The 20,294-nt window shown below is 59.9% G+C and carries 20 protein-coding genes and 1 pseudogene; 4 read left to right on the forward strand and 17 right to left on the reverse strand.

What is annotated here, in order from left to right; all coding sequences use genetic code 11:
• Window positions 1-78: 78 nt before the first annotated feature.
• From CNQ84_RS17030 to iscR, 8 genes are all read right to left on the reverse strand, one after another.
• Window positions 79-495 (reverse strand): SufE family protein, encoded by a 417-nt coding sequence (locus CNQ84_RS17030; protein WP_096006035.1) that lies wholly within the window; start codon window positions 493-495, stop codon window positions 79-81.
• Window positions 496-507: 12 nt separating this feature from the next.
• Window positions 508-1,041: a putative Fe-S cluster assembly protein SufT gene (sufT, locus tag CNQ84_RS17035; RefSeq protein ID WP_217350120.1), complete on the reverse strand. Its 534-nt coding sequence runs from the start codon at window positions 1,039-1,041 to the stop codon at window positions 508-510.
• A 64-nt stretch (window positions 1,042-1,105) separates the two neighbouring features.
• Window positions 1,106-1,462, reverse strand: coding sequence for a HesB/IscA family protein (locus CNQ84_RS17040; protein ID WP_083725238.1), 357 nt, complete (start codon window positions 1,460-1,462; stop codon window positions 1,106-1,108).
• A gap of 10 nt (window positions 1,463-1,472) precedes the next feature.
• Entirely contained in the window at window positions 1,473-2,711 is a 1,239-nt protein-coding gene (locus CNQ84_RS17045) for a cysteine desulfurase (protein WP_096006036.1), read from the reverse strand.
• On the reverse strand, window positions 2,704-4,011 hold the full coding sequence (gene sufD / locus CNQ84_RS17050; protein ID WP_096006037.1) for a Fe-S cluster assembly protein SufD: 1,308 nt from the start codon (window positions 4,009-4,011) through the stop codon (window positions 2,704-2,706). Before sufD ends, CNQ84_RS17045 begins: the two co-directional genes overlap by 8 nt.
• A 4-nt stretch (window positions 4,012-4,015) precedes the next feature.
• Window positions 4,016-4,765, reverse strand: a complete 750-nt coding sequence (gene sufC, locus CNQ84_RS17055; protein WP_096006038.1) for a Fe-S cluster assembly ATPase SufC — start codon at window positions 4,763-4,765, stop codon at window positions 4,016-4,018.
• A 51-nt stretch (window positions 4,766-4,816) separates the two neighbouring features.
• The gene (sufB, locus tag CNQ84_RS17060) at window positions 4,817-6,253 is read right to left on the reverse strand and encodes a Fe-S cluster assembly protein SufB (protein ID WP_096006039.1); all 1,437 of its coding nucleotides are present in this window, start codon (window positions 6,251-6,253) and stop codon (window positions 4,817-4,819) included.
• 106 nt (window positions 6,254-6,359) lie between these two features.
• Window positions 6,360-6,842 carry a Fe-S cluster assembly transcriptional regulator IscR gene (gene iscR, locus CNQ84_RS17065; protein WP_083725248.1) on the reverse strand — a complete coding sequence of 161 codons (483 nt, stop codon included), beginning with the start codon at window positions 6,840-6,842 and terminating at the stop codon, window positions 6,360-6,362.
• A 264-nt stretch (window positions 6,843-7,106) separates the two neighbouring features.
• Here iscR and CNQ84_RS17070 point away from each other — a divergent pair, with 264 nt between their 5' ends.
• Window positions 7,107-8,540, forward strand: a complete 1,434-nt coding sequence (locus CNQ84_RS17070; RefSeq protein ID WP_096006040.1) for an aldehyde dehydrogenase family protein — start codon at window positions 7,107-7,109, stop codon at window positions 8,538-8,540.
• A 57-nt stretch (window positions 8,541-8,597) separates the two neighbouring features.
• Here CNQ84_RS17070 and CNQ84_RS17075 read toward each other — a convergent pair whose 3' ends face one another.
• The 5 genes from CNQ84_RS17075 to CNQ84_RS17095 form a co-directional block, all read right to left on the reverse strand.
• Window positions 8,598-9,182 carry an exopolysaccharide biosynthesis protein gene (locus CNQ84_RS17075; RefSeq protein ID WP_096006041.1) on the reverse strand — a complete coding sequence of 195 codons (585 nt, stop codon included), beginning with the start codon at window positions 9,180-9,182 and terminating at the stop codon, window positions 8,598-8,600.
• Between the two features lie 123 nt (window positions 9,183-9,305).
• Window positions 9,306-10,733: an NAD(P)(+) transhydrogenase (Re/Si-specific) subunit beta gene (locus CNQ84_RS17080; RefSeq protein WP_096006042.1), complete on the reverse strand. Its 1,428-nt coding sequence runs from the start codon at window positions 10,731-10,733 to the stop codon at window positions 9,306-9,308.
• A 7-nt stretch (window positions 10,734-10,740) separates the two neighbouring features.
• The gene (locus tag CNQ84_RS17085; protein WP_083725301.1) at window positions 10,741-11,055 is read right to left on the reverse strand and encodes an NAD(P) transhydrogenase subunit alpha part 2; all 315 of its coding nucleotides are present in this window, start codon (window positions 11,053-11,055) and stop codon (window positions 10,741-10,743) included.
• A gap of 17 nt (window positions 11,056-11,072) precedes the next feature.
• A complete protein-coding gene (locus CNQ84_RS17090) occupies window positions 11,073-12,197 on the reverse strand; it encodes an NAD(P) transhydrogenase subunit alpha (RefSeq protein ID WP_096006043.1) in 1,125 nt (374 codons plus the stop codon).
• A 73-nt stretch (window positions 12,198-12,270) separates the two neighbouring features.
• Window positions 12,271-13,113: a metal-dependent hydrolase gene (locus tag CNQ84_RS17095; protein WP_096006044.1), complete on the reverse strand. Its 843-nt coding sequence runs from the start codon at window positions 13,111-13,113 to the stop codon at window positions 12,271-12,273.
• A gap of 182 nt (window positions 13,114-13,295) precedes the next feature.
• On the opposite strand from CNQ84_RS17095, the gene CNQ84_RS17100 reads away from it, so the two are divergent.
• Window positions 13,296-14,708 carry an alanine/glycine:cation symporter family protein gene (locus CNQ84_RS17100; RefSeq protein WP_096006045.1) on the forward strand — a complete coding sequence of 471 codons (1,413 nt, stop codon included), beginning with the start codon at window positions 13,296-13,298 and terminating at the stop codon, window positions 14,706-14,708.
• Window positions 14,709-14,748: 40 nt separating this feature from the next.
• Here the strand turns inward: CNQ84_RS17100 and CNQ84_RS17105 are convergent, their stop codons facing one another.
• Genes CNQ84_RS17105 through CNQ84_RS17115 form a run of 3 tightly spaced genes read right to left on the reverse strand, consistent with a single transcriptional unit; the run spans window position 14,749 to window position 18,586 of the window.
• Entirely contained in the window at window positions 14,749-15,522 is a 774-nt protein-coding gene (locus tag CNQ84_RS17105) for an SDR family NAD(P)-dependent oxidoreductase (RefSeq protein ID WP_096006055.1), read from the reverse strand.
• 11 nt (window positions 15,523-15,533) lie between these two features.
• A complete protein-coding gene (gene cysS, locus CNQ84_RS17110; RefSeq protein ID WP_096006046.1) occupies window positions 15,534-16,919 on the reverse strand; it encodes a cysteine--tRNA ligase in 1,386 nt (461 codons plus the stop codon).
• Entirely contained in the window at window positions 16,919-18,586 is a 1,668-nt protein-coding gene (locus CNQ84_RS17115; protein WP_096006047.1) for a glutamine--tRNA ligase/YqeY domain fusion protein, read from the reverse strand. Before CNQ84_RS17115 ends, cysS begins: the two co-directional genes overlap by 1 nt.
• Before the next feature lie 195 nt (window positions 18,587-18,781).
• Here CNQ84_RS17115 and CNQ84_RS17120 point away from each other — a divergent pair, with 195 nt between their 5' ends.
• The gene (locus CNQ84_RS17120; RefSeq protein WP_096006048.1) at window positions 18,782-19,276 is read left to right on the forward strand and encodes a peptidylprolyl isomerase; all 495 of its coding nucleotides are present in this window, start codon (window positions 18,782-18,784) and stop codon (window positions 19,274-19,276) included.
• A gap of 13 nt (window positions 19,277-19,289) precedes the next feature.
• On the forward strand, window positions 19,290-20,012 hold the full coding sequence (locus tag CNQ84_RS17125) for a UDP-2,3-diacylglucosamine diphosphatase (protein ID WP_096006049.1): 723 nt from the start codon (window positions 19,290-19,292) through the stop codon (window positions 20,010-20,012).
• A 194-nt stretch (window positions 20,013-20,206) separates the two neighbouring features.
• Here the strand turns inward: CNQ84_RS17125 and CNQ84_RS20835 are convergent.
• A pseudogene (locus CNQ84_RS20835) lies at window positions 20,207-20,294 on the reverse strand (hypothetical protein); the annotation flags it as partial.

The raw sequence follows: 20,294 nt of genomic DNA on the forward strand, positions 1-20,294 counted from the left end.
CGCAACGCGACCATAACCGCAGCCGCAGTCAAGCACAACCATTGATTGCCGCGCGCCATCACTTGGCGCAACGGCGCTTCAGGCTGCGGCGCTGGCCTGAATGCGTTGCACCATCGCGCGCAGGCCATTACCCCGCGTCACACTCAGGTGCTTAAGCAGATTGAGACTCGAGAAATAGCCCTCGATATCAAAATCACGAATGTCCTCTGCCCGCTTGCCATTGTAGGCAGCCAGCACTACGGCCAGCAGCCCCTTCACAATGAATGCATCGCTGTCAGCATCAAAATATAGCCTGTCGCCCTCGCGGCGGCTTACCAGCCATACCTGACTCTGGCAACCGCGCACCAGGTTGTCCTCGGTGCGCTGATCGGCCTCAAGCTCGGGCAGCTCGCGCCCGAGGTCGATGATGTACTTGTAACGGTCTTCCCAACTATCAAAGAACGACAAGGTATCAACGATATCGTCGCTGGTGATGTCCGTGCCAAATTGGCTCATGTATCGCTGTCCTCAGAAAAACATACCGGTTTCAAGCTGCGCTTCTTCGCTCATCATGTCACGCTGCCAGGGCGGGTCAAATACCAGATCGACCTTCACCTCGTCCACGTTGGGCACCAGCTTGACGCGGTATTCCACGTCGCCTACCAGCACCGGCCCCATACCACAGCCAGGTGCGGTCAGGGTCATTTCGATGGTCACCCTGTGCGCCTGCTGATCCACCGCCACCCGGTAAATTAGCCCCAGATTAACCAGATCAACCGGAATCTCCGGGTCGTAGACGGTTTTCAACGCCTCCCAGACCTGCTCCTCGCAGACCTGATCATCGGCAGGCTCGGGGAAAGACAGCAGCTCCGGCTCAAGACCCAGCGCTTCTGCATCCGTACCATCAACCCGTACCATCTGCCCGTTGTAGGTAACCGTATAGTTGCCACCCAGCGCCTGGGTAATGGTGACAAAGGTATCCTTGGGGATGGTCAGGGGGGTTCCGTCGGGAACTCGGCGGGCCGGACAGTCAGCCCGTGCCACCACCATGCGACGTTCCATCAGATTTCCTCACAGCAAGACAAGAGGGTGCGACGCAAACCGCCGCACCTTGAACAGCAACAAATCAATCGACGCTAAAGCTTTCGCCGCAGCCGCATTCGTCCTTCACGTTGGGATTGACGAACTTGATCTGCTGGTTGATACCCTCGCGCACCAGATCAATTTCCGTTCCGGACAGCACCTGCAGGCTCTCACCATCGACCAGCAGCTCTACCTGCTCGTCAAGCTGGTAATGCAGGTCACTGGCACCGGCCTGCTCAACCAGGTCAATGACATACTTGAAGCCGGTGCAGCCGCTTTTTTTCACACTCAGGCGCACTGCCTTGCCCTGCTGGCCGCCTAACTGGCGACGGAAGTGCGCCAGCGCGGCTGGCGTCACGGTCACTGCCTGTTGTTTGGGGTCGAAAGACTCTACGCTCATCTGCTGACTCCTATAAAAACAGCCGTACTTTTTCCAGTGCGGCAAACAACCGGTCGATATCTGCCCGGGTGTTGTAAAAGGCCAGACTCGCACGCACCGTACCCGGTATGCCGTACTGCTCCATGATCGGCTGCGCACAGTGATTGCCGGTACGTACTGCCACCCCCTGCTGATCAAGCAGCATGCCCACATCGTTGGGGTGCGCACCTTCGAGCAGGAAGCTCATGACGCTGGTCTTGTTTGCCGAGGTACCAATCAGCCGCACACCGGGTGTTGCCCTGGCACGCTCTTCGGCATAGGCCAGCAGCGCCTTCTCGTGAGCAGCGGCACCGGCTCGGTCGAGCTGGTTGAGATAATCAATGGCGGCACCAAAGGCGATCACACCGGCGATATCCGGGGTACCTGCCTCAAACTTGTAAGGCAGCTGGTTGTACGTGGTACCGGCAAAGCTGACCGACTCGATCATTTCACCCCCGCCCTGGTAGGGCGGCATGGCTTCGAGCAACGCGACTTTGCCATACAGCGCACCCAGGCCGGTCGGGCCAAACAGCTTGTGCGCGGAAAAAACATAAAAATCACAGTCAAGCGCCTGCATATCGACCGGCCAGTGGCTGACCGCCTGGGCACCGTCAATCAACGTCAACGCACCCGCGCCGTGCGCCAGGCGAATAACCTGCTCCACCGGGTTTACCGTTCCGAGTGCGTTGGAGACGTGACCGCAGGCCACCATCTTGACGCGCTCATCCAGCATGCCCTGCAGTGCGGCAAGATCCAGCACACCATCAGCATCGACCGGAATCGCTTCAACCGTGGCGCCCTTCTCCGCCGCCACCATTTGCCACGGCACAATATTGGAGTGATGCTCCATCGCCGAGACCAGCACCCGGTCACCGGCCTTCAGGTTCGCGCGCCCCCAGCTGGCCGCCACCAGGTTAATCCCCTCGGTGGTGCCACGAGTCCAGATGACCTGACGAGCCTCCGGCGCGTTGATGAACTCGGCGACTTTGATCCGCGCCGCTTCAAACTTCTGCGTTGCACGGTCAGCCAGCGCGTGAGCGCCGCGGTGAACGTTGCTGTTGTCATGTTCGTAGTAATCCACCAGCGCCTGAATCACCGCGCGCGGTTTCTGCGTGGTCGCGGCGTTGTCCAGGTAAACCAGCGGATGGCCGTTGACCTCCTGATTCAGAATCGGGAAGTCGGCACGCACACGCTCGGCGTCAAAGGGCTGCGGCTTGACCTGCTCATTCATAACCGATCTGCCCTACCGTCTCGCTGGCCTGCCCAAACAGCGACACCAGGCGCGGCCGCAGATAGTCCTGCACCGCCTGCTCCGGCACCTGGTTGAGCAACTCGTTGATAAAGCCAAAGCTCAGCATGGTGATGGCGTCAGCCTTGGAAACACCGCGGCTCTGCAGGTAGTACATCGAGGTCTCGTCCAGCTGGCTGATGGTCGCACCATGAGCGCAGCGTACATCGTCCGCATAGATCTCCAGCTCGGGCTTGGTATTGATCTCGGCGGTGCGAGAGGTCAGCAGGTTCTTGTTGCTGAGTTCGGCAAGGGTTTTCTGCGCCTGCGGGTGGATATGAATACGGCCATTGAATACCGCCTTGGCAGAGTCACCGATGATGCCGCGGAACACCTCATTGCTGGTGCAGTGGGGCACGCAGTGCTCGACGTTGGTGTGGTAATCGATTACCTGACGGTTGCGCGGCAGATAAATGCCGTTAAGGTCCAGATGAGCGCCCTCACCCAGCATGTTGACCTGGTAGTCGATGCGCTTGAGACGACTACCCTGAGCCAGGGTAAAGCCATGGAAACGCGCATCACGCTGCAGGTTTACGTGCACGCCACCAACGTGCAACAGGTCTTCCTGTTCCAGGTTGATGCGATAGTGCTGCACCTGGGCGTTGTTGCCGACCACGACCTCGGTCAGGCTGTTGACGAAGCCGTTCTGCGCATGCACATCAGAGGCGTAATGCTCGATCAGCTCCACCTCGGCGTTGTCTTCCAGCACGACCAGCAGGCGCTGACTGGCAGCCACCGGGGTCCGCTGTGGCGTGCTGATATTGACCACGTAGATCGGCTTTTCCAAGCGCTGACCACGCGGCACATGCACCAGCACACCGTCGGCAGCCCAGGCATTGCTCAGGGCGGCAAACAAGTGGCGCTCACTGTCGACGACACGGCCCAGGTGCTGACTGATCAGCGTGCGCTGCTCGTCATCGGCCTCGCCAAACCGCACGACGCCAGCCGGCAACGCGCTGGAGTGCTCACTGCTGAAGCGACCGTTGATAAACACCAGACGGGTAGCATCGAGCTGCAGCTGTTCAACCTCATCCAGCGCATGGCTGTCAGCCGCAGCGCCCCAGCCCAACTGCTGATATTGCTGCAGCGGTGCCAGCGACAGGTACTTCCAGTTCTCGGTCTTGCGCGTTGGCCAGCTTGCCTTCGCCCAAGTGCTGGCGCCCTGCTCGCGCAGGCTATTCAGCCACTCGGGAGACTGCTGCTGTTCTGCCAGCTGCAAGGCCGTCTGTTGAAAATCGCTCATCGGATCAGACTACCTCGCTTTCCAGCCAGCCGTAGCCCTTGGCTTCCAGCTCCAGAGCCAGGCTCTTGTCCCCGGATTTGACGATGCGGCCGCCCGCCAGCACATGCACGTAATCGGGCACGATGTAGTCCAGCAGACGTTGATAGTGGGTGACCACCAGGAAGCTGCGCTTGCCGTCGCGCATGGCATTGACGCCATCGGCAACCACCTGCAGGGCATCGATATCCAGGCCGGAGTCGGTCTCATCGAGAATGCACAGTTCGGGCTCAAGCAGCATCATCTGCATGATCTCGTTGCGCTTTTTCTCGCCGCCGGAAAAGCCCTCGTTGACACCGCGCTTGAGGAAGCTGGCATCCAGGTTGACGCGCTTGCAGGTTTCACGAGCCAGCTTGAGGAAGTCAACCGAGGACATCTCCTCCAGCCCCTGATGCTTGCGCTTGGCATCGACTGCTGCCTTGAGAAATTCCATGTTGCTGACGCCGGGAATTTCCACCGGATACTGGAATGCCAGAAACAGGCCTTCGCGCGCACGTTCTTCGGTTTCCATTTCCAGCAGGTCCTGGCCCTTGAAGGTCACCGAGCCGGCGGTAGCTTCGTAGCCAGGGCGACCGGACAGCACATTGCCCATGGTGCTTTTGCCCGAGCCGTTGGGCCCCATGATGGCGTGCACTTCGCCTGGCTTGACCTCGATGGACAGCCCTTTAAGGATATCCTTCTCTTCAACTTTCGCGTACAAGTCTTTGATATTTAGCATCATTTATGCCTAATAAATTACTTTAACCATTGCCGGGCGGCGTCACTGCGCTCAGCCCACGGATCCTTCGAGGCTCACCTCAAGCAGCTTGCCGGCTTCAACCGCAAACTCCATCGGCAGCTCCTTGAACACCTCACGACAGAAGCCATTGACGATCATCGAGACGGCCTTCTCGGCATCCAGCCCCCGCTGCTGGCAGAGGAACATCTGGTCATCACTGACCTTGGAGGTGGTGGCTTCGTGCTCCACGACGGCGCTGGGGTTTTTGCTTTCGATATAAGGGAAGGTGTGCGCCCCGCAACGGTCACCGATCAGCAGCGAGTCGCACTGGGTGTAGTTGCGTGCGCCATCGGCACCCGGGTTGATCCGCACCAGGCCACGGTAGGCACTGTCGCTGCGGCCAGCCGAAATACCCTTGGCCACGATGGTCGAACGTGTGTTCTTGCCCAGGTGGATCATCTTGGTGCCGGTGTCGGCCTGCTGGAAGTTGTTGGTCAGGGCTACCGAGTAGAACTCACCGACACTGTTATCGCCCTTGAGCACGCAGCTGGGGTACTTCCAGGTCACCGCAGAACCGGTCTCGACCTGCGTCCACGAAATCTTCGCGTTGGTGTGCGCGATACCGCGCTTGGTCACGAAGTTGTAGATACCGCCCTTGCCATTGGCATCACCCGGATACCAGTTTTGCACCGTCGAGTACTTGATCTGCGCATCGTCCAGAGCGACCAGCTCAACAACCGCAGCGTGCAGCTGGTTCTCGTCACGCATCGGCGCTGTGCAGCCTTCAAGGTAGCTGACGTGAGAACCCTCGTCGGCGACGATCAGCGTGCGCTCAAACTGCCCGGTGTTCATTTCATTGATACGGAAATAGGTCGACAGCTCCATCGGGCAGCGTACGCCCTTGGGGATATAGACAAAGGAGCCATCGGAGAACACGGCAGAGTTAAGCGCGGCGTAGTAGTTGTCCTTCTGCGGCACGACACTACCAAGATACTTCTGCACCAGCTCGGGATACTTGTGTACGGCCTCGCTGATCGGGCAGAAGATCACGCCTGCCTCATACAACTTCTCGCGGAAGGTGGTGACAACCGACACCGAGTCAAACACCGCGTCAACCGCCACCCCGGCGAGCATTTCCTGCTCGTGCAGCGGGATACCCAGCTTTTCATAGGTTGCCAGCAGCTCGGGGTCAACCTCGTCGAGGCTCTTGGGCTTGCTGTCCATGCTCTTGGGCGCGGAGTAATAGGATACCGCCTGGAAGTCGATTTCCGGGTAATGCACGTGGGCCCAGGTGGGCTCTTCCATTTCCTGCCAGGCACGGAAGGCCTTGAGACGCCATTCCAGCAGCCACTCGGGCTCTTCCTTCTTGGCAGAAATGAAACGGATCACGTCCTCATTCAGCCCTGGCGGCAGGGTCTCGGACTCGATGGCAGAGTGGAAACCTGCCGCATAGTCCTTTCTGATAAGGCTTTCGACTTCTTCAGTCACGGTATCACCTCAGATTCTGCAATCACGATCATGCGATCGCCAATGCTTGATTCAGGCCTGTGCCGGCACGGGCCGACACATGAAAATGGAGAGCTCTGCGGCTCTTTCAGATAATGCGTTCCAGTTCGCTCACAGTGTGACGTGCCCTGGAAATGCAATGATCCTGACGCGAACTGACGCGACGGATGTCTTCACGCGATACCAGCTCCGCCAGCGTAATGTCGTTGAGGAACTGTCGCAGCCGCGCACTCAGGTCAGACCACAGGTGGTGAGTCAAACAGACCTCTCCATCCTGACAGTCGCCCTTGCCAAGGCAACGCGTCGCGTCCATCGAGTCGTTCACCGCCTCAACAATCTGCGCCACGCTGATCGCAGCGGCGCCGCCAGCCAGGCGGTAACCACCACCGGGACCGCGCACACTCTCGACCAGCTTGCCGCGCCGCAGCTTGGCAAACAGCTGTTCCAGATAGGAGATGGAGACACCCTGGCGCATCGAAATATCGGCCAGCGTGATGGGGCCCTGGTCTTCATGCAACGCCAGATCCAGCATGGCTGTAACGGCGTAACGACCCTTGGTAGTCAGTCGCATAGACGCTCTCAAGCGGTTGATTTCACCGCGACACTATGCAATATCCAAGCAATTCAGTCAAGTATTACGCCACCCTTGGCCGGCGCATTATAGAGGCTGCAGCGCCCCTTCGGAAGGCGAACGGCCTCACCCGCGAGACACTTACACAGATACACAACAAATGTCGCCAAATTGCGTGAGTTCGCGCTGGCAGCGATGTTATGGTTTGGCGATTAAAGAAGCGCTGATTAAGTAACACCCGTCAATAACAAGGAGCCATGTGCAATGAGCCACCACCAGCAGTTCTATATCAACGGCCAATGGGTTGCCCCCAAGGGCGATCAGCAACTGGACGTTATCAATCCCGCGACCGAAGAAGCCGTTGCCACTATCGCGCTGGGCACCAAGGAAGACGTTGACGCCGCGGTCGCCGCCGCCCGCGCCGCCTTCCCAAGCTACGCCGAAACCAGCCGCGAAGAACGCATTGCCCTGCTCGAGCGTGTGATCGAGGTTTTCAAAAAACGCATGGGCGACGTCGCCGAGGCCATCTCCCTGGAAATGGGCGCGCCGACCAAGCTGGCGCAAGCCGCCCAGGCCCCCTCCGGTCTGTCGCACTTCATGACCGCTCTGGAAGCACTCAAGCATTTCGAATTTGAAGAAGAAATCGGCACCACCCTGGTAGTCAAGGAGCCGATTGGCGTCTGCGGCCTGATCACGCCCTGGAACTGGCCGATGAACCAGCTCACCTGCAAGATCGCGCCGGCACTGGCAACCGGCTGCACCATGGTGCTCAAGCCGTCTGAAGTCGCGCCGCTGTCAGCCCTGATTCTTGCCGAGATTCTCGACGAAGCCGGCGTTCCGGCCGGCGTATTCAATCTGGTCAATGGCGATGGTCCCACTGTCGGCGCCGCCATGTCCGGCCACCCGGATATCGACATGATGTCCTTTACCGGCTCCACCGCGGCTGGCCGCCAGGTCATGACCAATGGTGCACAAACCATCAAGCGCGTTGCCCTGGAGCTGGGCGGCAAGTCGGCCAACATCCTGCTTGACGACGTCAACTTCGAGAAGATGGTCGCCCACGGCGTCATGTCCTGCATGAACAACAGTGGCCAGTCCTGCAATGCGCCTACCCGCATGCTGGTTCCCAACAGCCGTATGGATGAAGTTGCCGCCATCGCGCAAGCGGCCGCAGCCAAGGTCAAGGCAGGCGATCCGAAGGCCCCCGATACCGTCATGGGTCCGGTGGTTTCCAAAGCCCAGTGGAGCAAGATTCAGGACCTGATCAGCGCCGGTGTTGAAGAAGGCGCTAAAGTCGCCGCCGGCGGCCCTGGTCGTCCGGAAGGTCTGGACAAGGGCTACTACGTCAAACCGACCGTGTTCACCCACGTCACCAACGACATGACCATCGCCCGCGAAGAGATCTTCGGACCGGTCCTGTCGATCATTGGTTATGAAGATGAAGACGACGCCGTGCGCATCGCCAACGATACCCGTTACGGTCTGTCTGGCTACGTCTCCTCCGGTGATCTGGATCGTGCACGCAATGTTGCTCGCCGTATCCGTACCGGCATGGTTCACCTCAACGGTGCCCCGCTGGATCCGAAAGCCCCCTTTGGTGGTTACAAGGAATCCGGTGTTGGTCGCGAGTGGGGCCACTACGGCTTTGATGACTTCCTGGAAGTGAAGTCCATCTACGGCTACGCCGCCAAGGCCTGAGCCTGACTGTGCCCGGCCGCCGCGGCCGGGCACATCCCCTTTCTCCCCGCCCTCGTATTAAAGCAATTTGCTCAAGACCAGCGTGGCCGCCGTCACGATCAGCGTCACGGCAATCAACACCAGCAAACCATCCCGCGCCACCAGCGCCAGGCCCATGATGGCCAGCGCCAAACCAACAATCGACGATGAGAACGGCACCAGCTCCAGCAGCGGCAAAGCGGCGGCGACCGCCACACAGAGTCCGGCGATCAGAAAGGTCGAGGTGCGATGCAGCATGAAGTCCAGACGCGGCTTGATCAGGCGATCAATTCTTCGCGCGACCGGTGTCACCCAGGCAATTGCCTTGCGCAGACGGGCCTGAGGTACCGCCCGATCCAGAATGAATGCAGGCAGCCAGAAGTTGCTGCGCCCGCATAACATCTGCAGCGCAATCAGCATGACAAAGATACCGGCGAAGATCGCCATGCCCGGGATACCGCTCAGTGGCGAAAACAGCACCACCCCCATGATCAGCAGCAATGGTCCAAACGAGCGACGGCCGATGGAGTCGACCACCGCCCGCATCGAGACCTGCTCCTGCTCGGCGGCGAGCCCGTCTACATGCTTGAGTAACTGCTCCAGATTCTGCGGTGATTCATCCACCTCACACACTCCTTCTGCGGGCGATCTACGCTCAAGCTGACCAGATAGCGTGCTTATTGGTTCCTACAGAATGCAAAAAGGCCCCTGCCCTTGCGGGCAGAGGCCTGATTGATCGGCAAGGGATCAACCCAGCGACTTGACCGCTTCGATCATCTGAACCATGACTTTCTGGGCATCGCCGTACACCATGGAGGTGTTGTCGAGGAAGAACAGCTCGTTCTCGACACCGGAGTACCCCTTACCCTGACCACGCTTGACCACATAGGCCTGACGCGCCTGATCCACGTTGAGAATCGGCATGCCGTAGATCGGGCTGGACTTGCGCGTGCGCGCAGCGGGGTTAACCACGTCGTTGGCACCCAGCACGATGGCGACGTCAGCCTGGGCAAAGTCCTCGTTGATATCTTCCAGGTCGAAGATGATGTCGTAGGGCACGCCCGCCTCGGCCAGCAGCACGTTCATGTGGCCCGGCATACGGCCGGCAACCGGGTGAATCGCAAAGCTCACCTCAACGCCCTGCTTCTGCAGCAGCTTCACGAATTCGTACAGCTTATGCTGCGCCTGGGCCACCGCCAGACCGTAACCCGGCACGATGATGACCTTGTTGGCGTAATACATCGCGATAGCGGCATCGGACGCATCGGCCGACTTCATGGTGCCCTGAATCTCGCCGTCGGCACCGTCATCCTCGCCACCAAAGTCGCTGAAGATGATATTGCTGACCTGACGGTTCATCGCCTTGGCCATCATCAGCGTCAGCAGCGTACCGGCGGAGCCCACAACGGTACCGGCAATGATCATCGCCGGGTTCTGCAGCACGAAGCCCTCAAAGGCGACAGCCAGACCGGTGAAGGCGTTGTACAGCGAGATGACTACCGGCATGTCCGCGCCACCAATCGGTGTGGTGAGCAGCACGCCCAGCGCCAGAGCAACGGCAAAGAACAGCATGATCAGCAGCACCGGCGTGTCAGCCGCACCGGCAATGGCCATGACGCTGATGATCGCACCAATGAACAAGGCACCACCCAGCAAGCAGGCGTTGACGTACTGATGCTTGGCCAGACGCCAGGTCTTGTTCATCCGGCCATCGAGCTTGGCCCAGGCAATCAGCGAGCCCGACAGTGCAACAGCACCGATCAGACCACCAAGGATGGCCAGCACGGTCACCACAACACCGTGAGCCAGAGCGTTGCCTGACAGCAGTTCGGTGGCGGCAATCGCCGCGGCCGCGCCGCCGCCCATACCGTTATACAGCGCAACCATCTGCGGCATGTCGGTCATGGCAACGCGCTTGCCACTGAACCAGGCCCAGCCGGTACCCAGCCCCAGAGCCAGAATCAGCAGGAACAGGTTGGTGCCCAGGTGCGCTTCGGCGCGCGGACTGACATCAAAGCCATAAAGGAAGGCCGCAACCACCGCCACCAGCATACCGCCGCCGGCAACAACGATGCCCGAACGCGCAGTGACCGGACTGGCCATGCGCTTGAGGCCATAAAGAAACAGAAACGCTGCGACAAAGTAGGCCGCGTCAATCAGAAAAGCACTGAACATGGTCTACTTACTCCTTGTCTGCGCCGGGCGCTTTGTTAGTCGGCTTGAACATTTCCAGCATGCGCTCGGTGACCACGTAACCACCCGCCGCGTTGCCCGCGCCCAGCAGTACGCCGACAAAACCGATGACCTGTTCCAGCGTGGAGCCCGCATTCAGCAGGGCCCACATTGCCCCCACCACCACGATACCGTGGATGAAGTTGGAGCCCGACATCAGCGGGGTGTGCAGAATGGCCGGTACGCGGCCGATGATTTCATAGCCGGCAAAGGCTGCCAGCAGGAAGATATACAGGGCTACAAAGCCTGTGATAGTGACGCTCATATCCATTTTTTAAATCCTCAAGCCTGCTCTTCAACAGCAGCGCGCGCTGCATCGTTGCGGATCTCGCCATCGTGGGTCAGCACCGAACGGGCCAATACTTCATCCTCCCAGTCCAGCGACAGCTCACCGTCCTGCACCATCAGGCCGACCAGAGCCAGCAGGTTGCGGGCGTACAGCTCAGATGCGTGCTCGGCCAGATGGCTGGCGATATTCAACGGCGCGACAATGGTCGCCGGGCCGACTTCCACGGTGTCGCCGGGCTGGGTCAGCGGCGTATTGCCACCGCCTTCAGCGGCCAAGTCAATGATCACGGAGCCACTCTTCATGCCCATGATCTGCTCTTCGGTGAGAATCTTGGGGCTTGGCTTGCCAGGAATAGAGGCAGTGGTGATGATCGCATCCGCTTGCTGCACGTGGCGCGTCAGCACCTCTTGCACCTGCTTCTGCTCGTCTTCGGTCAGCTCACGGGCGTAACCGCCCTCGCCCACTGCGGAAACACCGGTATCGACGAACTTGCCACCTACCGACTGAACCTGTTCGCGCACTTCCGGGCGTACGTCGTAGCCTTCGATCATGGCCCCCAGGCGCTTACCGGTCGCTAGCGCTTGCAGCCCGGCAACCCCGGCGCCCATGACCAGAATTTTGGCCGGGCGCAGCGAGCCGACGGCGGTGGTCATCATCGGCAGAATGCGGTTCAGGTGGGTGGCAGCCAGCAGCGCGGCGTAGTAGCCGGCCAGTGCCGCCTGGGAAGACAGCGCGTCCATTGCCTGGGCACGCGTGATACGCGGGATCAGCTCCATGGCAAAACAGGTGATACGGCGATCGCGCAGCGCCTTGACCACCTCTGGCTCGCGCTGTGCGTAGATAAAGCTGCACAGAATGGAGCCTTCGGGCATCAGCTGAATGTCAGCGAGGCTTGGCGGCTGGACGCGGAAAAACAGGCGGGTCTCGGCCGGCGCAGCGCCGATGGTGGCACCGGCGGCGGTGTAGTCGGCGTCCGGAATACGGGCCGCCTCACCGGCGCCCGGCTCCAGGTGCGGTTCAATGCCGAGCTTTTGCAGCTTGGCAACAACCGCCGGCACCAGGGCCACGCGATTCTCGTGGCGCCGGGTTTCTTTTGCGATGTGTAGTTGTATTGGCATGGTAGCTCCTCACAAGAGATTGCGCGCAAGGATACACCAGTAGCGACGTCTCGTCGCCTCAGACCGAGACAATTCAGCAGTTTGTTCGCAACGTATTAGCGGCGTCAAACTCGCGCTGACACTCGCGCATCAGCGCCTCATTATCGTGCTGCCAGGGGTGAAAGTCCTCCCGATAGAAATCGCGATAGGCACCCCAGAGGCTGGAAAAGAATCCTCCGCGTCCCCACAGCCAACGCATCCCTCGCCACCACAGGCGCAGGTCCCACTGATGTCCGTCGCGCTTGAGCATGTGCCAGACACCACGCGTAACATCGCGCAGGAAGAACCAGGTCGAGAACCGCATGGCCTCGCGCAACAACTTGCGATCACCGCACACCTGCATGTACAGATCGAAGGCGACCGCCTTGTGCTCTGTTTCTTCCAGCGCGTGCCAGCGCCAGATGCGCCGCATCGCCTCATCAGAGCCCTTGAACCAGCGCAGTTCGCGCAGCACCGCATCAGCCATGATGGCGGTGAAGTGCTCCATGGCCACTGTGCCGGCCAAACGGCGCTCAGGAGAAAGATGCTTGTTTGCGTAGGCAATGCGGCGACGCACCGGCTGGGTCAGCGCCTCGACGTTATAGCCGAGCGCCTGCAAGCGGTTGTTATATTCGATGTGCTCACGGCTATGATGCCCTTCCTGGCCGATAAAGCCACGAATCAGAGCCTGCTGCTGCGGATCGGTCACCTGATCACGAAAATGCCTGACTGAGTCGATAAAAAAACGCTCGCCATCGGGGAATAGCAGCGACATGGCGTTGAAGAAGTGGGTTTTGAAAGGGTCGCCAGCAAGCCAGTGTCGCGGCAGCGGGTCCGGCAGGCCGAAGTCAATGCGGCGGGGTTTGATAGTCAGGTTTTCAGGCGTTACCACAGTCATGACTCACCTCACGTATTGTGCATTTTTATTATCGTCGTTACGTCGAGCACTCCTCCCATCCTCTGCCCTTTCGACACTTTTGACAATAGACATTATCAGATCATCGACTGGCGCCGCGACGCAGGGCCGCTACAGTGACAGTAACAATCTATTTCAAAAGTATTAAAACCTTGGGGACAACCATGAATGCGATCATTGACGCGCTGAACACGATTTTCTGGGGTTATGTCCTGATCTACGGGCTACTGGCGGTCGGGATCTTCTTTACCATTCGCCTTGGCGCCCTGCAGTTTCTTCACTTTGGCGAGATGATTCGCTCGGTACTGGGCGCACGGCAGAGTGACAAGTCCGGCATCTCTCCCTTCCAGGCCCTGTGCACCAGCCTCGCCTCGCGAGTCGGCACCGGAAACCTGGCCGGCGTAGCCGTCGCGCTATATCTGGGCGGCGCTGGAGCCATCTTCTGGATGTGGATGGTGGCGCTGGTCGGCATGGCGACCGCGTATGCTGAAAGCACCCTGGCCCAGCTGTACAAGGTGCGCGATGGTGAGGGGCAGTACCGCGGCGGGCCGGCCTTCTACCTCTCCAAGGGCCTCAAGGCGCCGTGGGCTGGCAGCATTTTCTCGGTCTGCCTGATCATTTCCTTCGGCCTGGTATTCAATGCCGTTCAAGCCAACTCGATTGCCGACGCGATGGAAGGCGCTTTCGGCTTCAATAAACTGGTCGTCGGCATCGCCATCGCACTGGTGGCCGCGGTGGTGATCTTCGGTGGTCTGCGCTCCATCGCGCGCTTCGCTGAATTCGTCGTCCCCTTTATGGCTGCGGCCTATGTGCTGATGGCTCTGGTGGTGCTCGCGATGCACTATGACGAGGTGCCCGGCGTGCTGGCGACCATTGTCAGAAGTGCCTTCGGTCTCGAAGAAGCCGCAGGTGGCGTGGCAGGCTCGGTCACCGCCGCCATGTTAAACGGCATCAAACGCGGCCTGTTCTCCAACGAGGCCGGCATGGGCTCAGCGCCCAACGTCGCGGCAACGGCCACTCCCAACCCTCACCATCCCTCCTCGCAAGGGTTTGTGCAGGCAACTGGCGTATTTATCGACACCCTGGTGATCTGTACCGCGACCGCGGTGATGATTCTGCTCTCGGGCGTACTGGAACCAGGCAACGGAGTCACCGGTACCCAGCTGACCCAGGCTGCGATGGAAGCCCACATTGGGGATGCAGGCCGCTATTTCATTGCCTTTGCAATCCTCTTCTTCGCCTTTACCTCCATCGTCGCCAACTACTCCTATGCAGAGAACGCGATGATCTTCCTGGGGCTTGGCGGCAAGACGGGGATGCTGAGCCTGCGCTGTGCGGCGCTGGCTATGGTGGTTTGGGGGGCATATCAGGCGGTCGGTACGGTATTCAATGCAGCCGACGCGTCCATGGGGCTCATGGCAACCATCAACCTGATCGGCATACTGCTGCTATCCGGCACGGTGGCCAAGCTGACCAAGGACTATCTGGCCCAGCGCAAAACCGGCGTCGAGCCGGTATTCCGGGCTGACGATTACCCCGAGCTGAAGGACAAGATCAACTCCGACATCTGGTATTGATTGGCTTGCCAGCCGTTTTAGCCCGCTGCGTTGCAGCGGGCTATCCCTTGATTTCCTGCAACGAATTACCGCCGTCCACCACCAGCATCTGACCTGTCATGTAGCTGCAGCCTTCGCTGGCCAGGAACAACGCCACGCGGGCCACCTCATCCGGCCGCCCCGGGCGCCCAACCGGCGTATGCCTGCCCGCTTCCAGCTCGGCAGGCAGGCTTGACGGCGTGTGAATCCAGCCCGGTGCAATGGCATTGACGGTAATCCCCTGTCCGGCCACCTCGTGCGCAATGGAGCGGGTTAGCCCCACCATCGCGGACTTGGCCGCGCTGTAACCTGCGGTACCAGGAAAGGTCACCAGCGGACCGGTGACCGACGCGATATTGATGACACGCCCGAACCCTGCTGCCAGCATGTGCTCCAGCACTGGCTGACTGACGTGCACACAGGTATTGAGATTCAGGTCAATCTCACGTTGCCAGTGTTCAAAGGCCATACGGTGAAACAGATCACCAATCGGTTGTTCGATACCGGACTGCGACATCCCCGCGTTGTTGACCAGAATGTCGATTCGTCCAAACTGCTTCATGACCTGCTGGACCAGCTCTGCAGCCTGCTCCGGGTGCGTCAGGTCGGCTACCGCAGCCAGACTGCGGCTGCGCTCCGGGTCGAGCTCATTCTGCCGCTGGAAGATCCGGTTGGTCGTGGACGTGAGAACCACCGACGCACCGGCCGCGTAAAAAATCCGCGCGATGGCAAAACCGATACCATCGGCGCTGCCCGCCCCCGTAATCAGAGCGACGCGGCCATGCAGGTTAGTCATGCTGTGCGGCATTATTCCGCCAACCGCCAGGTGGTACCGCCCTTGCCATCCTCCAGCACGATTCCCATGGCAGTGAGTTGATCACGAATGCGATCAGACTCTCCCCAGTTCTTGTCGGCACGCGCCTGAAGGCGTGCTGCGATCAGCGCTTCGACCTCGGCGGCGTCAACCTTACCGGCAGCACCGGCCTGCAGGAAGGCGTCAGCATCCAGCTGTAGCACACCCAGCACTTCAGCCAACTGACGCAGACGCGCTGCCAGCCCGGCGGCTGCGGCTACATCAGATTCTTTCAGGCGATTGACCTCGCGCACCATTTCGAACAACACGGCGCAGGCCTCAGGAGTATTGAAATCATCGTCCATCGCCGCCGCAAAGCGCTCGGCAAAGGCGTCGCCACCGGCAGGAGCCGCTTCGGGCAGACCTTTCAGAGCGTTATAGAAACGCTCCAGCGCGCCCTTGGCTTCCTTGAGGTTGTCTTCGGAGTAGTTGATGGCGCTGCGGTAGTGGCTGGAGACCAGCAGGTAGCGCACCACTTCAGGATGGTACTTTTCCAGCACCTCGCGAATGGTGAAAAAGTTGCCCAGACTCTTGGACATCTTCTCGCCGTCCACACGCACCGCGCCCGCGTGCATCCAGGCTGCTGCGTACTGCTCGCCCGTTGCCGCTTCGCTTTGGGCAATCTCGTTTTCGTGATGCGGGAACACCAGATCCGGGCCACCGCCGTGGATATCAAAAGTATTGCCCAGGCAGCAGGTCGACATCACCGAGCATTCGATGTGCCAGCCAGGGCGGCCTTCACCCCAGGGAGAAGTCCAGCTCGGCTCACCCGGCTTGGCGGCCTTCCACAGGACGAAATCAAGCGGGTCCTGCTTGGCTTCGTCCACCTCGATGCGCGCGCCGATCTTCAGGTCTTCGATCTTGCGGCGCGACAACTTGCCGTAGCCTTCGAACTTGCCGACGCGGTAATAGACGTCGCCATTGCCCGGTGCGTAGGCGTAGCCCTTGTCGATCAGCGTCTGAATCATGGCGAACATGCCATCGATGTGCTGACTGGCACGCGGCTCCTGATCCGGCCGCAAAACATTCAGACGGGTTTCGTCTTCATGCATGGCCGCGATCATGCGTTCGGTCAGTTGCTGAAAGGTCTCACCGTTTTCATTTGCGCGCTTGATGATCTTGTCGTCGATATCCGTGATATTGCGCACGTAGGTGAGGTCATAGCCGCGGTGGCGAAACCAGCGCGCCACCACGTCGAACGCAACCATCACGCGCGCATGACCGATATGGCAGAAGTCATACACGGTCATGCCGCAGACATACATGCGCACCTGATTGTCGACCAGCGGCTTGAACGGCTCCTTGGTCTTGGTCAGGGTGTTGTAGAGTGCGAGCGCCATCAGCCCCCCCAGGAGTCGCGCAGAGTGACGGTGCGGTTAAAGACCATTGCACCGGCCTTGGAATCGCGTGAATCAACGCAGAAGTAGCCTTCACGCTCAAACTGGAAGCGATCGTCCAGCGTGGCATCAGCCAGCGACGGCTCGGCACGGCACCCAGTCAGCACCTGCAGGGAATCCGGATTGATATTGTCGAGGAAGGTGGTGCCCTCTTCGCCCTTGTCCGGGTTCGCCGCGTTGAACAGGCGATCGTACAGGCGCACTTCACATTCGATGCTGCTGCTCGCCGGTACCCAATGGATAACGCCCTTGACCTTGCGGCCTTCCGGGTTCTTGCCCAGCGTGTCCGGATCGTAGCTGCACAGCAGCTCGACGATGTTCCCGTCAGCATCTGTTACCGCTTCGTCAGCGCGAATCACGTAGCTGCCACGCAGACGCACTTCGCCACCCGGCACCAGGCGCTTGTAGCCCTTCGGCGGATCGACCATGTAGTCCTCACGGTCGATATAGATCTCGCGTTCGAACGGCAGCACGCGCTCGCCGATATCCTGTTTGGGATGACGCGGCAGGCGCAGTTCTTCGCTCTGACCTTCCGGGTAGTTGGTGATGGTCACTTTCAGCGGCTTGAGCACGCACATGGCACGCGGCGCGTTGGCATCCAGGTCATCACGGATACAGAACTCCAGGACGCCCATATCGACCACGCCGTCAGAACGGGTCACGCCAATGCGCTCGCAGAACTCGCGAATGGCTGCCGGGGTATAGCCGCGGCGACGGAAAGCGCTGAGCGTCGACATCCGCGGGTCATCCCAGCCATCGACATGCTTTTCGTCAACCAGCTGCTTGAGTTTGCGCTTGCTGGTCACGGTGTAGTTGAGGTTCAGACGGGCAAACTCGTACTGACGTGGCTGCGCCGGCACCGGCAGATTGGCCAAGAACCACTCGTACAGCGGGCGGTGGTCTTCAAACTCCAGGGTGCAGATCGAGTGCGTGATGCCTTCCAGGGCGTCAGACTGACCATGGGTGAAGTCATAGCTCGGGTACACGCACCATTTATCGCCAGTCTGGTGGTGATGTGCGTGACGAATACGGTAGATGATCGGATCGCGCAGGTTCATGTTTGGCGCGCTCATGTCGATCTTCGCGCGTACCACTTTGGCACCGTCAGCAAACTCGCCGGCGGTCATGCGCTGGAACTGATCCAGGTTTTCGTCGACGCTGCGCTCGCGGAAGGGGCTGTCCTTGCCTGGCTCGGTCAGCGTGCCACGGTACTCACGGGCCTGTTCAGGTGTCAGCTCGCAAACATAGGCCTTGCCGGCCTTGATCAGCTCGATGGCCCAGGCGTGCAGCTGGTCAAAGTAATCCGAGGCGTAACGCACATCACCGCCCCATTCAAAGCCCAGCCACTCGACGTCGGCCTTGATTGCGTCGATGTACTCCTGCTCTTCCTTGGCCGGGTTGGTATCGTCAAAGCGCAGGTGACAAACGCCGCCGAACTCGCGAGCCAGGCCAAAATTCAGGCAGATCGACTTGGCATGCCCGATATGCAGGTAGCCGTTAGGCTCCGGCGGAAAACGCGTGACAATGCTGTTGTGCTTGCCACTGTCCAGATCCGCTTGAACGATCTGGCGCAGGAAGTGACTCGGAGGGGTAGCGTCGGGCTTGTTCATAAGGTCGGCAAAACTCGCTCAGGTGATGTTTTTCGCATCAGGGATAACTCGGGACAGCGCCGCTATTGCAATAGTCTGCGCATCCCTAGGCCATCATGGCCAAAACCCGTATCATACCCGAAACTTGCAGGTGCCTGAATGCAGCAATGCGGCAGGCGTCTCACCCTATTTGCCCGACTGTCTGAGGATTACCCCATGGTCAAACTGCATACCAACTACGGCGTCATCACCCTGGAACTCTTTGCCGACAAGGCACCGGTGACCGTTGAGAACTTCAAGCAGTATGTGCGTGACGGCCACTATGACGGCACTATCTTCCACCGCGTCATCGGTAACTTCATGATCCAGGGCGGCGGTTTTGCGCCCGGCATGCAACAGAAGGACACCCGCGACCCGATCAAGAACGAAGCCGACAACGGCGTTGGCAACAGCGTGGGTACCGTCGCCATGGCGCGCACGCCTGATCCGCACTCCGCCAGCGCACAGTTCTTCATCAACGTGGCTGACAACGACTTCCTGAATTTCTCCGCACCCACCATGCAGGGCTGGGGCTACGCCGTGTTCGGCAAGGTCTCCGAGGGCATGGACGTGGTCGAGAAAATCAAAGCGGTACGTACCACCTCACGCGCCGGTCATCAGGACGTGCCAGCCGAGGACGTGATCATCGAGCGCGCCGAACTGGTCGACTGAGACCTCCGCCACGATGCGCTATCTGTTTATCTCGGATCTGCATCTGGAAGCACAACGCCCGGATATCACCCGGGCGTTTTTGCGTCTGCTGGAAACCCGCGCCCCGGACTTTGACGAGTTGTATATCCTCGGCGACTTCTTTGAAGTCTGGCTGGGTGACGACACCATCGATGAACTGGGCCAGGACGTTGTTCGCGCCCTCTCCCATTTGAGATCACAAGGCACCCGGGTCTACCTGATGCACGGCAATCGCGACTTTCTGCTCGGCAAGCGCTTTTGTCGCGCCGCCGGCTGCACGCTGCTGAACGATCCCACGGTAGTCAAGTTGAACGGTGAAGCGGTACTGCTGATGCACGGCGACAGCCTCTGCACCGACGACCTTGAGTACATGCGCATGCGCCGCTGGCTACGCAACCCTGCCAGCCGCCTGATATTGCGAAATCTGCCCAAGCGCACCCGTTACAAACTGGGCCGCAAGCTGCGCGACGAAAGCCAGAACCGCACCCGCATGAAAGCGCCCGAGATTACCGACGTTAACCTGGGCGCGGTTGCCCACATCATGCGCGAGAAAGGCGTAAGAACGCTGATCCACGGCCACACCCACCGCCCGGCAATACACGACCTGATGATCGACGGCAAACCAGCCCAACGCATCGTGCTTGGCGACTGGGACCAGGCCGGCTGGGCGCTTGAAGTCGACGAAAACGGCAAGCGCCTCGAAGCCTTCGCGCTGTAGAGCCGGCAGCTGGCCGGCAGCTACAAGCCGCAAGCGACAAGCAAAAGCCCTCCTAGCGTGCGCTAGACTGGGGTTCTCTTGCCGCTTGTGGCTTGTAGCCTGAAGCCGAGCAAAGAAAAACCCCGGCTCTTGCGAGTCCGGGGTTTTCTTGCAGCTTGCGGCTTGAAGCTTGCCGCTGGCTCTAAGCCGTCGGCTTAGAGCTTACCTTCCAGCTCCGGTACAGCCTCAAACAGGTCGGCAACCAGGCCGTAGTCGGCCACTTGGAAGATCGGCGCTTCTTCG

It is taken from the genome of Pseudomonas abyssi, from assembly GCF_002307495.1.
In the GTDB taxonomy this organism is placed as follows: domain Bacteria; phylum Pseudomonadota; class Gammaproteobacteria; order Pseudomonadales; family Pseudomonadaceae; genus Halopseudomonas; species Halopseudomonas abyssi.

What these genes read in the sequence shown, in the direction of transcription:
- CNQ84_RS17045 (WP_096006036.1), bottom strand. Translation starts at nt 2,711, where the DNA reads ATGAATGAGCAGGTCAAGCCGCAGCCCTTTGACGCCGAGCGTGTGCGT.
- sufT (WP_217350120.1), bottom strand. Translation starts at nt 1,041, where the DNA reads ATGGAACGTCGCATGGTGGTGGCACGGGCTGACTGTCCGGCCCGCCGA.
- CNQ84_RS17095 (WP_096006044.1), bottom strand. Translation starts at nt 13,113, where the DNA reads ATGACTGTGGTAACGCCTGAAAACCTGACTATCAAACCCCGCCGCATT.
- iscR (WP_083725248.1), bottom strand. Translation starts at nt 6,842, where the DNA reads ATGCGACTGACTACCAAGGGTCGTTACGCCGTTACAGCCATGCTGGAT.
- CNQ84_RS17090 (WP_096006043.1), bottom strand. Translation starts at nt 12,197, where the DNA reads ATGCCAATACAACTACACATCGCAAAAGAAACCCGGCGCCACGAGAAT.
- CNQ84_RS17105 (WP_096006055.1), bottom strand. Translation starts at nt 15,522, where the DNA reads ATGACTAACCTGCATGGCCGCGTCGCTCTGATTACGGGGGCGGGCAGC.
- CNQ84_RS17080 (WP_096006042.1), bottom strand. Translation starts at nt 10,733, where the DNA reads ATGTTCAGTGCTTTTCTGATTGACGCGGCCTACTTTGTCGCAGCGTTT.
- CNQ84_RS17070 (WP_096006040.1), top strand. Translation starts at nt 7,107, where the DNA reads ATGAGCCACCACCAGCAGTTCTATATCAACGGCCAATGGGTTGCCCCC.
- CNQ84_RS17040 (WP_083725238.1), bottom strand. Translation starts at nt 1,462, where the DNA reads ATGAGCGTAGAGTCTTTCGACCCCAAACAACAGGCAGTGACCGTGACG.
- CNQ84_RS17085 (WP_083725301.1), bottom strand. Translation starts at nt 11,055, where the DNA reads ATGAGCGTCACTATCACAGGCTTTGTAGCCCTGTATATCTTCCTGCTG.
- CNQ84_RS17120 (WP_096006048.1), top strand. Translation starts at nt 18,782, where the DNA reads ATGGTCAAACTGCATACCAACTACGGCGTCATCACCCTGGAACTCTTT.
- sufC (WP_096006038.1), bottom strand. Translation starts at nt 4,765, where the DNA reads ATGCTAAATATCAAAGACTTGTACGCGAAAGTTGAAGAGAAGGATATC.
- CNQ84_RS17125 (WP_096006049.1), top strand. Translation starts at nt 19,290, where the DNA reads ATGCGCTATCTGTTTATCTCGGATCTGCATCTGGAAGCACAACGCCCG.
- CNQ84_RS17100 (WP_096006045.1), top strand. Translation starts at nt 13,296, where the DNA reads ATGAATGCGATCATTGACGCGCTGAACACGATTTTCTGGGGTTATGTC.
- sufD (WP_096006037.1), bottom strand. Translation starts at nt 4,011, where the DNA reads ATGAGCGATTTTCAACAGACGGCCTTGCAGCTGGCAGAACAGCAGCAG.
- CNQ84_RS17030 (WP_096006035.1), bottom strand. Translation starts at nt 495, where the DNA reads ATGAGCCAATTTGGCACGGACATCACCAGCGACGATATCGTTGATACC.
- CNQ84_RS17115 (WP_096006047.1), bottom strand. Translation starts at nt 18,586, where the DNA reads ATGAACAAGCCCGACGCTACCCCTCCGAGTCACTTCCTGCGCCAGATC.
- cysS (WP_096006046.1), bottom strand. Translation starts at nt 16,919, where the DNA reads ATGGCGCTCGCACTCTACAACACCCTGACCAAGACCAAGGAGCCGTTC.